Genomic DNA, 14,057 nt, shown 5'->3' on the forward strand with positions numbered 1-14,057 from the left:
AATCGCATCCGACGTTGTACGAAACCGACATCGGTGCCGGAGCCCTCGCCCACGTACCGTCGACACATGACCACTGTCGAAGACGTGCCCGCCGGCGCGAACGACGCCCGCGGGCGCGTCGCTGAGCTGAACGCCATCCGTGAGCAGGCTCGGCGAGGCCCCAGCGAGCGTGCGACCGAGGCTCAGCGCGCGAAGGGCAAGCTGACCGCCCGCGAGCGGATCGAGCTGCTGTTGGACGAGGGTTCGTTCAACGAGGTGGAGCCGTTGCGGCGGCACCGGGCGACGGGTTTCGGCCTGGAGGCGAAGAAGCCCTACACCGACGGCGTGATCACCGGCTGGGGCACCGTCCACGGCCGGACCGTGTTCGTCTACGCGCATGACTTCCGGATCTTCGGCGGCGCGCTGGGCGAGGCCCACGCCACCAAGATCCACAAGATTATGGACATGGCGATCCAGGCGGGCGCGCCGCTGGTCTCGTTGAACGACGGCGCGGGTGCCCGTATCCAGGAGGGCGTCTCGGCGCTGGCCGGCTACGGCGGCATCTTCCAGCGCAACACCAAGGCCTCGGGTGTCATCCCGCAGATCTCGGTGATGCTGGGCCCGTGCGCCGGCGGCGCGGCCTACAGCCCGGCGCTGACGGACTTCGTGTTCATGGTCCGTGAGACGTCGCAGATGTTCATCACCGGCCCGGACGTGGTCCGCGCGGTGACGGGTGAGGAGATCACCCAGAACGGGCTGGGCGGCGCCGATGTGCACGCCGAGACCTCGGGTGTCGCGCACTTCGCCTACGACGACGAGGTCACCTGCCTCGAAGAGGTCCGCTACCTGCTCTCCCTGCTGCCGGCCAACAACCGCGAGAACCCCCCGACGGTGGTCTGCGAGGACCCCGCCGACCGCTCCGGCGACGCGCTTCTCGACCTGGTCCCGGCCGACGGCAACCGCCCCTACGACATGCGCAAGGTCATCGAGGAGATCGTCGACGACGGCGAGTACCTCGAAGTCCACGAGCGCTGGGCCACCAACATCATCTGCGCCCTGTCCCGCCTGGACGGCCGCGTGGTGGGCATCGTCGCCAACCAGCCGCAGTCGCTGGCCGGCGTGCTCGACATCGAGGCGTCCGAGAAGGCCGCCCGCTTCGTCCAGATGTGCGACGCCTTCAACATCCCGATCATCACCCTCCTGGACGTCCCCGGCTTCCTGCCCGGCGTCGACCAGGAGCACGGCGGCATCATCCGGCACGGCGCCAAGCTGCTCTACGCCTACTGCAACGCCACCGTCCCGCGCATCTCCATCGTGCTGCGCAAGGCCTACGGCGGCGCCTACATCGTCATGGACTCCCAGTCCATCGGCGCCGACCTCACCTACGCCTGGCCCACCAACGAGATCGCCGTCATGGGCGCCGAGGGCGCGGCCAACGTCATCTTCCGCAAGCAGATCGCCGATGCGGACGACCCCGAGGCCATGCGGGTGCGCATGGTCAAGGAGTACAAGTCCGAGCTGATGCACCCGTACTACGCCGCCGAACGCGGTCTCGTCGACGACGTCATCGACCCCGCCGACACCCGCCAGGTCCTCATCCGTTCCCTGGACATGCTCCGCACCAAGCACGCGGACCTGCCCGCCCGCAAGCACGGCAACCCACCCCAGTAACCGGCCCGCACCCGGCTGCTGCGACCACTGCCACTACTGCGACTACGGAGACGAACGCCCGTGAATTCCGCCCAGACCCTCAGTGCCCACCCCATCCGCGTGGAGAAGGGCCAGGCCAGCGAGGAAGAGCTCGCCGCCCTGACCGCCGTCCTCCTGGCCCGCGCCGCCCACCGGCCGGCCGCCGCCCCGGCCCCCCGCGCCACGGCCGCCCGCTGGCGCCGCCTGGAGCGCCAGCACGGTTTCCACGGCGCGACGAGCTGGCAGCGCTAGCACAGCCCGCACGACGAACGGCCCCCGTATCTGTCCCAGATGCGGGGGCTTTCGCTTGTGCAGCGACCATCAATTGAGCTACCCCCACGGCGAGTTGCCACCTCCGCGAAAGCGGCGCCGGTTCAGGCGCAAAGGGGGTGCGGGGGCTTGGCATATCCACGGCGGCCGAATTCAGGCGTAGGTTCGGACCAATCCGTGGTGACACAGCTGTTCAAGCCGCGATCCCCGTGCTGGCATGCGCTCGTCAATCCGCTCCTGGTCCCGCCTGCCGGGCCCTAGGACGACCGGAAGGAAGTGCCCATGCTCAGCACCCTGAGTGCTGGTGCCGCAGTGGCATCGTTGCTCCTCGCCGGATCGGCATCCCCCACCTCAGCACGGTTCGGTGAGGAACCGCCCACCGGCAAGATCACTATCACCGTCGCCACCGTCAACGGCTCGGGCTGCCGCCCCGGCAGCGCCGCGGTGGCCGTCGCGCCCGACAACACCGCGTTCACCGTCACCTACAGCGAATACCTCGCCCAGGCGGGCAAGGGCAGCAAGCCGACCGACTCCCGCAAGAACTGCCAGATCGCGCTGAGCGTCCACGTCCCGCAGGGCTTCACATACGCGATCGCACGGGCCGACTACCGGGGCTACGCGTCCCTGGCAGCCGGCGCCAAGGGCGTGGAACAGGCGGGTTACTACTTCCAGGGCCAGCAGCAGACGGTCCGTAAGAGCCACACCTTCACCGGTCCGTCCGAGGCCAACTGGCAGGCATCGGACGAGACCGACATCGACTCGCTGGTGTACGCACCGTGCGGTGAGGAGCGCTACTTCAACATCAACACCGAACTGCGCGTGGACGCGTCCGGTGCGGATCCGCAGACCACCAGCTTCATGGCGATGGACTCCACGGACGGCAGCATCAACACCCTCTACCACTTCGCCTGGAAGCAGTGCCCGGAGAAGCGAAGATGAGCTGACGCGACAAGGGGCCCGCGCCCGCCCGGCATCTCCGGCGGGCGCGGGCCCTGCGCTGTCTCGTACGCGGCGCGACGAAGCCCCCGCGCGGCGTGCGTGCGGGGGCCTTCGTCATACGGCGCGAGCGGGCACGGGGAGCCCGGAGGCGCGGGGGCTACTACCGCAGTCTGGCCATCAGCGCGTGCTCGACCAGCGTGATGAGCGCGCTCTTGGCCTCGCTGCGGTGCCGCGCGTCGGTGGTGATGATCGGCGCGTCAGGCCCGATCTGGAGCGCCTCGCGCACCTCGTCGGGCGTGTACGGCTGGTGCCCGTCGAAGCCGTTGAGGGCGATGACGAAGGGCAGGCCGCTGTTCTCGAAGTAGTCGACGGCCGGGAAGCAGTCGGCGAGGCGGCGGGTGTCGACGAGGACGACGGCGCCGATGGCACCTCGGACCAGGTCGTCCCACATGAACCAGAAGCGGTCCTGTCCCGGCGTACCGAAGAGGTACAGGATCAGGTCCTGGTCCAGCGTGATCCGGCCGAAGTCCATCGCCACGGTCGTGGTCGTCTTGTCCGGCGCGTGCGTGAGGTCGTCGATCCCCGCCGAGGCGGAGGTCATCACGGCTTCGGTACGCAGCGGATTGATCTCTGAGACGGCCCCGACGAACGTGGTCTTGCCCACGCCGAAGCCGCCCGCCACCACGATCTTCGCGGAGGTGGTGGAGCGGGCTGCACCGCTAGAGCTTGCGAAGTCCACTGAGCACCCTTTCGAGCAGTGTCACATCTGGCTGTCCGCCGGCGGTCTCGTCCCCGCCGGGCTGATGGATGGCGACGAGTCCGGCCTCCGCCAGGTCGGCGACGAGGATCCGGGCGACGCCGAGGGGGATGGAGAGAAGCGCGGAGATCTCGGCTACTGACTTGATCTCGCGGCAGAGGTGGCAGATGCGCTGGTGCTCCGGCAGCTGCCCCTGCAGCTTGGCGGGGTCGGCGGTCGTGCTGACCAGCGCCTCGATGGCGAGCTGGTAGCGCGGCCTGGTCCGGCCTCCGGTCATGGCGTACGGGCGCACCAGCGGGTTGTGCGTGCCCCCGGTGGGGGAGGGCTCGGGCGCGCGCCGCTGCGGCTGCACCGGCTGGATGCGGGGTGCCTGCGGCTGGTCGTACACCGACGGCTCGTACGGCTGGGAGTCGTAGGACTGGGAACCGTACGGCCGCGGCTGCTGGTGCTGCGGGGGACGCTGCGGCTGCGGCGGCGCGGGCCGCTGCGGCCGGCGGCTCGGCGCAGACGGGAAGTTGAAGCGGTTGTTATGGGTCTCGCCCTGGGGCCCGGACTCCTGCCCGGATCCGTACGGGTATCCGCTCGGGGGCGTTGCCACGTCTCCTCCTCCAACTTGCCTGTCTGACGCCGGTCGCGCCATCGCACCCTATGGCGCGATGGCGGGAAACGCACTGCCTGTCTGCTAGTTGAGCAGGCTGCCCTGCAGTTCGGCTCGCAGATCGGGCGTCAAAACGGTGCCCGCGCGGTCGACCAGCAGGGCCATTTCGTAACCGACGAGGCCGATGTCGCACTCGGGGTGCGCGAGAACGGCCAGCGACGATCCGTCGGAGACGGACATGATGAAGAGGAAGCCGCGCTCCATCTCCACCACGGTCTGGTTGACGCTCCCGCCCTCGAAGATGCGGGACGCGCCGGCAGTCAGAGACGTCAGGCCGGAGGCCACCGCCGCCAACTGATCGGCTCTGTCACGAGGAAAACCCTCGGACATGGCGAGGAGCAGCCCGTCCGCGGAGACCACGACCGTGTGGGACACCCCGGGGGTGTTGTCCACGAAGTTGGTGATCAACCAGTTCAGATTCTGCGCCGCCTGGCTCATCGGGCTCACACTAACGCTCCTGATCGTAGGTGCTGCCGGGGCCGAAGCCCTGCTGGTCATTCTGGGGAACCTCCGAGCGGTCCAGGCCGGCGGTGCGTCCCTGCTGGACACCGCGGCGCAGATTGCTCAGCCTGCCGCGGACGTCCTCCGGGGCGCGGGAGACCTGGGGGCCGCCCTGTGGGGTCTGCTCCGCGGCGCCTTCGACCAGGTTGGCCTTGGGCACACGCCGGGGGAGGCCGGAGGCAGTGACTCCGCCCGCCTTAGGCTCGCGCAGCCGCTCCGCCCGCTCCCAGCGCTCGTCGTTGGAGCTGCGCCAGTCGGTGCCGTCCTGGCCGGTCTCCGGCGCGTTCCGCTGCTGCGGGGCCACCGGCTCCTCACGCTGCTGCCACTGCTGCTGAGCCTGCGGCGAGCCGCCTCCGCGGCGCGGAAGGCCGGCGTCGGTCCGCGAGTGGGAGTCGCTCGAGGAGGAGCCCGGACGCTCGAATGTTACGCGCTCAGACGCATCAGCGGGAGCGGCAGTTGTATTCCGGTCAGATTCCGCTTCGGTTCCGAAGTAACCGCCGAACGCGGGCCGTTCGGACCAATCGTCCTGCTGTGCGGTCTCGGGCGAGACGTATGGCTGCTGGCCGGTGGTCTCGGAGAAGCCGGGCTCGCCGAACGCCTGGCCGCCGAAGGACCGGTCGTCGTAGAGCGGTTGATCGGCTTCCACATAGCCCTGCTCGGGATGACCCTGGAAGCCGCCGTCGGACGGCGCCTCGTCGCGGAAGTGCGGCCGGCCGCCCTGATCGTTCGACTGGGCCGCCTCCAGCGCCGCACGGCGCTCCTCGCGGAGCAGCGAGCGGCCCACGGGGTCCAGCTCGGCCGGGTCCACGGACGGGCCGTAACCGGCGTCGTCGAAGCCCAGCTCGGCGGCCGTGCGGTGGCCGCCCTCGTACACCGGCTGACGGTGCTCGGGCACGATCCGGGAGACCGTGAAGTCGTCGTCGAACTGGTCCTCGCCGCCACCACCGTGGGTGATCGCCTCGGGCAGCATGACGAGGGACGTGGTGCCGGCCTGCTCGCCGGAGGGGCGCAGCTGGACCCGGATGCCGTGCCGGTCGGCCAGCCGGCCGACCACGAACAGGCCCATGCGCTGGGAGATCGCGGCGTCCACGCTCGGCGGGTTGGCCAGCTTGTGGTTGATGTCCGCGAAGTCCTCGGGGGTGAGCCCGATGCCCTTGTCGTGGATCTCGATCATGACGCGGCCGTCCGGCAGCCGGGTCGCGGCGACCCGCACCTTGGTCTGCGGGGAGGAGAACGTGGTGGCGTTCTCCAGCAGCTCGGACAGCAGGTGCACGAGGTCGGTCACGGCGGTGCCGTGGATCTCGCTCTCCGGGACGCCGGTGAGTTCTATTCGCTCGTACGACTCGACCTCGGAGGTCGCCGCCCGCAGGACGTCGATCAGCGGCACCGGCTGGTTCCAGCGGCGGCCGGGCTCCTCGCCCGCGAGGATGAGGAGGTTCTCGCCGTTGCGCCGCATACGGGTCGCCAGGTGGTCCAGCTTGAAGAGGTTCTCCAGCTGGTCCGGGTCGGCCTCGTTGTTCTCCAGGTCGGTGATCAGGGTCAGCTGGCCCTCGATCAGGCTCTGGTTGCGCTGCGACAGGTTGGTGAAGATCGCGTTGACGTTGCCCCGCAGCAGCGCCTGCTCGGCGGCGAGCCGGACGGCCTCGCGGTGCACCTGGTCGAAGGCGCGGGCGACCTCGCCGATCTCGTCGGTGGTGGAGATCGGGATCGGCTGGACGCGGGTGTCGACCCGGCCCGGGTCCGTCCGGGAGAGCTGGTCGACCAGCATCGGCAGCCGCTGCTCGGCGATGCCGAAGGCGGCGTTGCGCAGCTGGCGCATGTTGCGGCTCATCCGGCGGGCCATCATGCCGGCCACGAGGAAGGCGATGATCAGGGCCGCCACCGCGATGGCGGAGTCGGTGAAGGTGGAGCGCCTGGCGTCGTCGGAGATCTGCGCCGCCTCGTTCACCGCCTTGTCCGCGAGGTCCTTCTCGATGGCCCGGTACATGTCGAACTTGCCGGTCGAGGCCGCGAACCAGGTTTCGGACGTGACGCCCTTGGCGCCCAGCACCTCGGGTGCCGCGCCGCTGGCGATGTAGGTCGACATGGTGTCGATCGGCGGCGGCGTGCGGAACGGCTGCCCGGTGGCGGCCGCCTGCGCCTTCGCCTGCGCGATCTTCTGCTGCGCGGCCGCCTTCAGCTCGGCGGCGTCGTCCTTCAGCCGGGCGACGTCCTCGGGCGTGCCGCCGGAGGTGTACTCGCCGATGGCGATGCCCTCCAGGTAGCGATACGACGCGAACGCGGTCAGCTGGAGCTTGTGCTCCTTGCCGCCCTGCGGGGCCGCCGGGTCGATCAGGAGGTGGGTGCCGATGGAACGCTGCAGCGACTCGGCGGCCTGGGCCAGCGCCACGGCGTAGACGGTGCGGCCGTAGGAGGTGATGTTGCCGGTGCCCAGGCCCAGCTCGTTCGCGAACTCCATCAGCGGGTGCTGGATCGCGACAAAGCCCTCTTCGGTCTGCACACCGCGCAGCTTGGAGGTGTAGGCGGTGTTGCGCAGCTGGTCGAGCTTGGGCTCGCTCTCCTCGAACGCCGCGAGCCGGCGCTTGAGGCCCGGCTTGTCCGGCATGTTCTTGACGGCCTCGTGGAAGGCGTCCGCGGCGTCGTCGGTGGCGCTGCGCGCCTCCGCCACGGCCGGGTCGTCCTTCCTGCCCTTCAGCAGCGGCTCCGCGGTGCGGTCACGCTCGTCGATCAGGGCGTTGCTGTAGGAAAGCGCGGCCCGTACGAGCTTCGCGGTGTGCTCGGCGTCCTGCGCTTCCTGCCAGGTGGCGACCGAGCTGTTCACCCGCAGGCCGCCGAAGACAAGGGCGAGCAGTACGGGGATCAGCAGAATGGCGTTCAGGCGCGTGGTCACCCGCCAGTTGCGCGGGGAGTACTTTCCGCCGCTCACCGGAGGCTTCGCGACCGTGTTTTCGGACGCGTCGGAAGCCGGTGCCGCCGTACCTCGCGACGGCGGCGTGAAGTTGCCCCGCCGCGGTTCCTGCGGCTCGGGGCTCGACTTGCTTCGCCTCACTCGACCAACAACCTCTCGGCGCCGGCACTGACTTGCTGTGCCGTTTCTTCTGGGCGTTACTACTCCGGAGTTCAGCGAATTTCAGCACGTCAGGCCGTTGCCTTCCAAACACTGGACAAAGTCGGAGTGGGCGTCCAAGAGGGCGAGATAAAAGGGGCGTTAAGGACGAGCCGCTGCAAAAGGCGGGAGAAATGTGAGCACAGCGAAGCGACGCGTGCGCGAGGGGTGTCGACACCTTGTCGATTCACTGTCGAAACGTTATGAACGCCGTTGTGGGCGTGTCGAAGGACACAGATCCATACGCCGCTGCACGGAACCGGCCCGAAGCAACAGAAAACCGCCCCGGAAACCAGTCTTCGGAAAGTGCTTTCCGAAATGGCCTTCTCAAATGGGCCCTCGGAACGGCGTTCCGGTAACAACAGGCGCCCGGCCCGCACCGCCTCGGAGCGGGCCGTCGGCACCCGCTACTGGAGACGCGCCATCAGCGCGTGCTCGACCAGCGTGATGAGCGCGCTCTTGGCCTCGCTGCGGTGCCGCGCGTCGGTGGTGATGATCGGCGTCCCCGGCCCGATCTGGAGCGCCTCGCGCACCTCGTCGGGCGTGTACGGCTGATGCCCCTCGAAGCCGTTGAGGGCGATGACGAAGGGCAGGCCGCTGTTCTCGAAGTAGTCGACGGCCGGGAAGCAGTCGGCGAGCCGGCGGGTGTCGACGAGGACGACCGCCCCGATGGCACCCCGGACCAGGTCGTCCCACATGAACCAGAAGCGGTCCTGACCCGGCGTACCGAACAGGTACAGGATCAGGTCCTGGTCCAGCGTGATCCGGCCGAAGTCCATCGCCACGGTCGTCGTGGTCTTGTCCGTGACATGGCTCAGATCGTCGATCCCCGCCGAAGCGGAGGTCATCACGGCCTCCGTCTTCAGCGGATTGATCTCCGAGACCGCGCCGACGAACGTGGTCTTGCCCACGCCGAAGCCGCCCGCCACCACGATCTTGGCGGAGGTCGTCGCGCGGGCCGCGGCCCCGGCGGCGCCGTCGTCAGATCTTGCGAAGTCCACTGAGCACCCTCTCCAGCAAGGTCACGTCCGGCGTGCCGCCGGCTTCGCCGCTGCCGCCCGGCTGGTGGATCGCCACCATCCCGGCCTCCGCCAGGTCCGCGACCAGGATCCGGGCCACACCCAGCGGGATGTGCAGCAGCGCCGAGACCTCCGCCACCGACTTCACCTCGCGGCACAGGTGGCAGATCCGCTGGTGCTCGGGCAGCAGCCCGGGCAGCTGGGAGGGGTCGGCGGTCGTGCTGACCAGCGCCTCGATGGCGAGCTGGTAGCGCGGCCTGGTCCGGCCTCCGGTCATGGCATACGGGCGCACCAGCGGCTGGTCACCTTCGCCCCCGTACGGCGCTTGGCTGTAGGCGCCGTACGGGCCGGAAGTGGCAGGTGGCGGTGTCATGGGTCCTCCGGACGGGACAACTGACTGTCGTCGGATTGGGCCGGTGGGGGGTTCGGCGGGGTGACGGTTGGCGTACTGACGTGTGGTGAGGCGCTGCGGGCGTCTCAGTGAAGCAGGCTGCCCTGCAGTTCGGCACGCAGATCGGGCGTAAGAACGGTGCCCGCGCGGTCGACCAGCAGGGCCATCTCGTAACCGACGAGGCCGATGTCGCACTCGGGGTGCGCCAGAACGGCCAGGGACGATCCGTCGGAGACGGACATGATGAAGAGGAAACCGCGCTCCATCTCCACCACGGTCTGGTTGACGGTCCCGCCCTCGAAGATGCGGGACGCGCCGGAGGTCAGCGAGGTCAGGCCGGAGGCGACCGCCGCCAGTTGGTCGGCGCGGTCGCGCGGGAACCCCTCGGACATGGCGAGGAGCAGCCCGTCCGCGGAGACCACCACCGTGTGGGACACCCCGGGGGTGTGCTCCACGAAGTTGGTGATCAACCAGTTCAGATTCTGCGCCGCCTGGCTCATCGGACTCAACTAACGCTCCTGCTGGTGAGTGGGGTCGACAATGCCGTGGTTGCCGGTGGCGGAGGTGCCGCCGGCCTGCCGGCCCTGCTGGATACCCCGACGGAGATTGGTCAGCCGCCCGCGCACATCACTGGGCGCACGCGAGACCTGCGGACCGGACGGTGTGGACTGCTGTTGCTGCGCCGTACCCGCTACGAGATTCGCACGGGGGACGCGACGGGGCAGCCCGGAGGTGGTGATACCGCCCGCGGCGGGCTGGCGGATCTGCTCCGCCTGCCGCCACGTCTCATCGTTCGGCGAGGTACGCCACTGCGCCCGGCTGTCGCCCTGCGCTCCGGGCCCCTGTGCTCCGGGGCCCTGCGCCGGCACGCCGTTGCGCGCGCCGCCGCCCGTGGCCTCGTCGCGGGCGGGCCCACGGCGCGGTGCCGACGGCGCACCGGAGGCACCCGGCTCGTCGGGGCGGCGCGGCGGTACACCCGCGGCCGCGGACGCCGGATGGCTGAACCAGTTCGACTCGATCGTGTCGAAGATCGGCGTACGCCCGTCACCGGGTCCCGCGTCGGGGCCGCTCAGCGCGTCACCGGACGGCGCACCGCTGTCCTGCGGCTGAGCCGCCGGGAACCGGCCTGTCTCGTACTGGCCGGTGTCGTGCTGGCCGGTGTCGCTGTCGAGCTGCTGGAACTGCCCGGTCTGGTGCTGGCCGGTGTCGCTGTCGAGCTGGCGGAACTGGCCGGTCTCGTACTGGCCCGTGTCGCTGTCCGGCTGCCGGAACTGGCCCGTCTCGTACTGACCCGTCTCGTACTGACCGGCGCCGCTCTCGGGCCGGGCGAACTGACCGGTGTCACCGGGGCCGTTGCCCGCGCCCTGGCCGGCAGGCCGCTCGGCGGGCCGGGCGAACTCGCCGGCGTCGCGGCCGCCCTGCGGCGCGAACCGGCCGCCACCCGTGCCGTGCCCACCCTGGTCCGCGCCGGCCGCCGGGGCGGACACGTCGGGACGGGCGAACGCGGTGGTGTCGGCGGGGCCGCCGGCCGAGGGACGCTCGAAGCTGCCGGTGGTCTCCGGCTCCTCGTGGCCACGCGGGCGGTCCTGCGATTCGCGGGGCGCCAGCGGCCAGTCGTCACCGGAGTCGCCGCGCTCACGGCGCGCGCCCCAGCTCGTGGTGCCCGGCTGCTGGTCGCTCTGGCCGCCCTGCGGGCCGGAACCGCCCGGCAGCGCGGCCGCGGCACCCCGCGGCGGCAGCTGCGGACGCTCCTCGCGGCGCGGCGCGCCGGTCGGCGGCGCCACGCTCGGCGTCTGCTGGTCATTCCCGCCGCGGGCGGGCAGTCCGGGACGGCCGGCGCCGGGGTGCCCGGCGGCCGGGCGCTGGTCGCCGCCCTGAGGCGCGCCAGGAGCGCGTCCCGCGGGAGCCGGGGCACCGAAGCCGCCCGGCGCTCCGCCACCGGGACCGCCACGACCGGGCAGCGCGGGGCGCCCACCGGCCGACGGGCCCGAGCCGACCTGGCCGCGCGGCGTGAGCCCCGAGAGCCGGCTGGACGGTGCGCCGCCGATGTCGCCGACGCCGCTCTTGGCCGTGCTCGGCGCGGGCTTCTTGCCGCCCTGCGCCACATCGACCGGGAGCATGACCAGCGCGGTGGTGCCACCGGAGTCGGAGGGCCGCAGCTGGATACGGATGCCGTGCCGCAGCGAGAGTCGACCGACCACGAACAGACCCATCCGGCGGGACACCGAGACGTCCACGGTCGGCGGGCTGGCGAGCCGCTCGTTGATCGCGGAGAGGTCCTCGGGGGACAGGCCGATACCGGTGTCGTGGATCTCGACCAGCACCCGCCCGTCGGGCAGCGCGTGACCGGTCACCTTGACCTTGGTCTGCGGCGACGAGAACGACGTGGCGTTCTCCAGCAGCTCGGCGAGCAGGTGCACCAGGTCGTTGACGACCCGGCCGGCGACCTCGGTCTGCGGAACGGCGTTGAGCTCGATCCGCTCGTACTGCTCCACCTCGGAGGCGGCCGCACGCAGGACGTCGACCAGCGGCACAGGCCGCGTCCACCGGCGTCCCGGCTCCTCACCCGCGAGGACGAGGAGGTTCTCACCGTTACGGCGCATACGGGTGGCGAGGTGGTCGAGCTTGAACAGCGAGGACAGCTGGTCCGGGTCGGCCTCGCGGGACTCCAGTTCGGAGATCAGCGACAGCTGGCGCTGGATCAGGCCCTGGCTGCGGCGCGAGAGGTTGGTGAACATCGCGTTGACGTTGCCTCGCAGCAGCGCCTGCTCCGAGGCGAGCCGGACGGCCTCGCGGTGCACGTCGTCGAAGGCCGCGGCCACCTTGCCGATCTCGTCCCGGCTGTGCACACCGACCGACTCGACGGAGGTGTCCACGTCCTGCGGGTCGGCCTCGGACAGCTGCTTGACCAGCTCGGGCAGCCGGTCCTGGGCGACCCTCTGCGCGGTGTCCTGGAGGCGGCGCAGCGAGCGGACCATGGAGCGGGCCACGACGAACGCGCCGACCAGCGAGACACCGAGGACGAGCAGGATCATCGCACCGTTGATGATCGCGACCTGGGTGGCCTCGTTGCGCAGCTCCTTGGACTTCTGCTCCATCTCGGAGAGCAGCTGCGACTCGATCCGCGACATCTCGGCGATCTTGACGGTGTCGGAGTCGTACCAGTCGAGGTACTTGTACTCCTGGCTGCGGATGCCCTGGCCGCTGGCGAAGGAGCGGTGCGCGAAGGCGACCGCGGACTTGATCTCGTCGTTGTTGCCGTCCAGGCCGCGGGTGAGCGCGCCGGCGTTGTTGCTGTAGATCTGCGAGAAGCGGTCCCGGGCGGCCTTCTCGTTGTCCTCCGCGTTACGGCCGGCGAGCCGGTCGTTGGGGGACAGCTCGGGGCCGCCCTGGTGGGCGAGGCCGGCACTGACCAGGGCGCGCTGGATCGACGCGTACTCCTTGGCGTTCGAGAACGCCGCCAGCGCACGGGTGCTGCGGATCATCTCCGGGTTGCTGGTCGCCTGCGCCATGTCCTGGGAGAGCGAGAGCAGCGAGGTGATCAGCTGGTTGTAGCTGGTGACGGTCCGCGCCGCGTTGTCCTCGTCCTGGTACGCGTTGCTGCGGATCTCGTTGAGGGTGTTGAGCTGGCGGCTGATCTCCAGGACGGTCGCGTGGACGCCGGCCATCGAGGAGTCCAGGCCCCGGATGTCGCCGGTGGCCTGGTTGAAGGAGAGCCGGGCGCGGTCGGTCGCCTCGCGGGGCGCGACAACGTTCGCGTCGTCCTTGGTGTTGCCGCTGCCCGCGATCGGGCCCGCCGACTTGTCCCGCTCCACCTGGAGCGCGTCGGCGAGCTCGGTCGCCTGCCGCGTCATCTCGGTGAGCAGCTGCATCTTGTCCAGCTGGTCGATGTTCTCCATCGAGTCCTGGATACGGAACGCACCCAGGGTGGTCGCGGCGACGACGGGTAGCGCGAGCAGGGAGACCAGACGGGTGCTGATGCGCCAGTTGCGCAGCGCTATTCGCGAGCCGGGCCCGCTGGGGCCCTTCGCGGCCTTGGGCTTGCCGCTGTCCGCGGAGTCGGCGCCGGGCGCCTGGCCGTTACGGTCGGCCGGCACACTGCCGCCGCCCGTCGGACCGTTGCTCTGGGCGCGCTGGGGCGTGGAGGCGCGGTCGGTTCCGCCGCGCAGCTCCGGGTCCGCCGCAGCGCTGCCATCCCTCTTGAAACGTCCCTGCACTAGCGTCGCAACCTCTGGACCAGGCGTCCCTCCGCGCTAACGGCGGGACGGTGTCGAGTCGTAGGGGACCGCAAGTCCCCCATGGCGGTCGTGAGTGACCGGCGGGCTGCCCCCTCTGGCCGAGAGAGCGGCACCACCGCGCGGCGCCACTTTGCGCCCTGCGCGCCGGCTGAAACGTGCGGCGGTCCGTGGAATTCCAGCACAGTGGAGGAATTGCAACAAGAGCGGAACCAGTGGCTGTGACATGGGTGACGCAATGTATGGATCGCGTTACGACACGTAGAGGATTGGGCTACCAATAACGGACTTTTAGCCGCGATTCGACCGGTCGGCCGCACTGTCCCAGGTGCGGTGATCGGGAGCGGAACGTGCGCTTCAATCCGGCATTGTCCGATTCGCCCCTGGATGTTGATCATGGGAAATGCGGCATTTGTCACACCCTTCGTGAGGAAACTCACAGGAAGATCATTGACTTGTCCACCACATCGCAGGGAATAGCGCGCATAGCCTGACGCTTTACAGGGTTGCCCC

At 70.1% G+C, this 14,057-nt stretch carries 11 protein-coding genes; 3 read left to right on the forward strand and 8 right to left on the reverse strand.

Features of this window, described 5'->3' with window-relative positions:
* The first annotated feature begins 66 nt into the window (after positions 1-66).
* From FCH28_RS27040 to FCH28_RS27050, 3 genes are all read left to right on the forward strand, one after another.
* Positions 67-1,650: an acyl-CoA carboxylase subunit beta gene (locus FCH28_RS27040; RefSeq protein WP_136742759.1), complete on the forward strand. Its 1,584-nt coding sequence runs from the start codon at positions 67-69 to the stop codon at positions 1,648-1,650.
* A gap of 60 nt (positions 1,651-1,710) precedes the next feature.
* The gene (locus FCH28_RS27045) at positions 1,711-1,920 is read left to right on the forward strand and encodes an acyl-CoA carboxylase epsilon subunit (protein WP_136742760.1); all 210 of its coding nucleotides are present in this window, start codon (positions 1,711-1,713) and stop codon (positions 1,918-1,920) included.
* Between the two features lie 300 nt (positions 1,921-2,220).
* Positions 2,221-2,877 (forward strand): DUF4360 domain-containing protein, encoded by a 657-nt coding sequence (locus FCH28_RS27050; protein WP_136742761.1) that lies wholly within the window; start codon positions 2,221-2,223, stop codon positions 2,875-2,877.
* 160 nt (positions 2,878-3,037) lie between these two features.
* On the opposite strand, the gene FCH28_RS27055 is transcribed toward FCH28_RS27050, so the two are convergent.
* The 8 genes from FCH28_RS27055 to FCH28_RS27090 form a co-directional block, all read right to left on the reverse strand.
* A complete protein-coding gene (locus FCH28_RS27055; RefSeq protein ID WP_073447656.1) occupies positions 3,038-3,616 on the reverse strand; it encodes a GTP-binding protein in 579 nt (192 codons plus the stop codon).
* A complete protein-coding gene (locus FCH28_RS27060) occupies positions 3,597-4,232 on the reverse strand; it encodes a DUF742 domain-containing protein (protein WP_136742762.1) in 636 nt (211 codons plus the stop codon). Before FCH28_RS27060 ends, FCH28_RS27055 begins: the two co-directional genes overlap by 20 nt.
* 84 nt (positions 4,233-4,316) lie before the next feature.
* Positions 4,317-4,730, reverse strand: a complete 414-nt coding sequence (locus FCH28_RS27065) for a roadblock/LC7 domain-containing protein (RefSeq protein ID WP_136742879.1) — start codon at positions 4,728-4,730, stop codon at positions 4,317-4,319.
* A gap of 10 nt (positions 4,731-4,740) precedes the next feature.
* Positions 4,741-7,842, reverse strand: coding sequence for a nitrate- and nitrite sensing domain-containing protein (locus FCH28_RS27070; RefSeq protein WP_136742763.1), 3,102 nt, complete (start codon positions 7,840-7,842; stop codon positions 4,741-4,743).
* A gap of 464 nt (positions 7,843-8,306) precedes the next feature.
* Positions 8,307-8,900, reverse strand: coding sequence for a GTP-binding protein (locus FCH28_RS27075; RefSeq protein ID WP_136742764.1), 594 nt, complete (start codon positions 8,898-8,900; stop codon positions 8,307-8,309).
* Positions 8,881-9,291, reverse strand: coding sequence for a DUF742 domain-containing protein (locus tag FCH28_RS27080; protein ID WP_136742765.1), 411 nt, complete (start codon positions 9,289-9,291; stop codon positions 8,881-8,883). The genes FCH28_RS27075 and FCH28_RS27080 overlap by 20 nt, the downstream gene beginning before the upstream one ends.
* Positions 9,292-9,395: 104 nt before the next feature.
* Positions 9,396-9,818 carry a roadblock/LC7 domain-containing protein gene (locus FCH28_RS27085; protein ID WP_136742766.1) on the reverse strand — a complete coding sequence of 141 codons (423 nt, stop codon included), beginning with the start codon at positions 9,816-9,818 and terminating at the stop codon, positions 9,396-9,398.
* Positions 9,819-13,526 (reverse strand): sensor histidine kinase, encoded by a 3,708-nt coding sequence (locus tag FCH28_RS27090; protein WP_136742767.1) that lies wholly within the window; start codon positions 13,524-13,526, stop codon positions 9,819-9,821.
* Positions 13,527-14,057 lie beyond the last annotated feature (531 nt).

This window comes from Streptomyces piniterrae (assembly GCF_005048155.1).
GTDB lineage: Bacteria > Actinomycetota > Actinomycetes > Streptomycetales > Streptomycetaceae > Streptomyces > Streptomyces piniterrae.

What these genes read in the sequence shown, in the direction of transcription:
- FCH28_RS27040 (WP_136742759.1), top strand. Translation starts at nt 67, where the DNA reads ATGACCACTGTCGAAGACGTGCCCGCCGGCGCGAACGACGCCCGCGGG.
- FCH28_RS27050 (WP_136742761.1), top strand. Translation starts at nt 2,221, where the DNA reads ATGCTCAGCACCCTGAGTGCTGGTGCCGCAGTGGCATCGTTGCTCCTC.
- FCH28_RS27065 (WP_136742879.1), bottom strand. Translation starts at nt 4,730, where the DNA reads ATGAGCCAGGCGGCGCAGAATCTGAACTGGTTGATCACCAACTTCGTG.
- FCH28_RS27080 (WP_136742765.1), bottom strand. Translation starts at nt 9,291, where the DNA reads ATGACACCGCCACCTGCCACTTCCGGCCCGTACGGCGCCTACAGCCAA.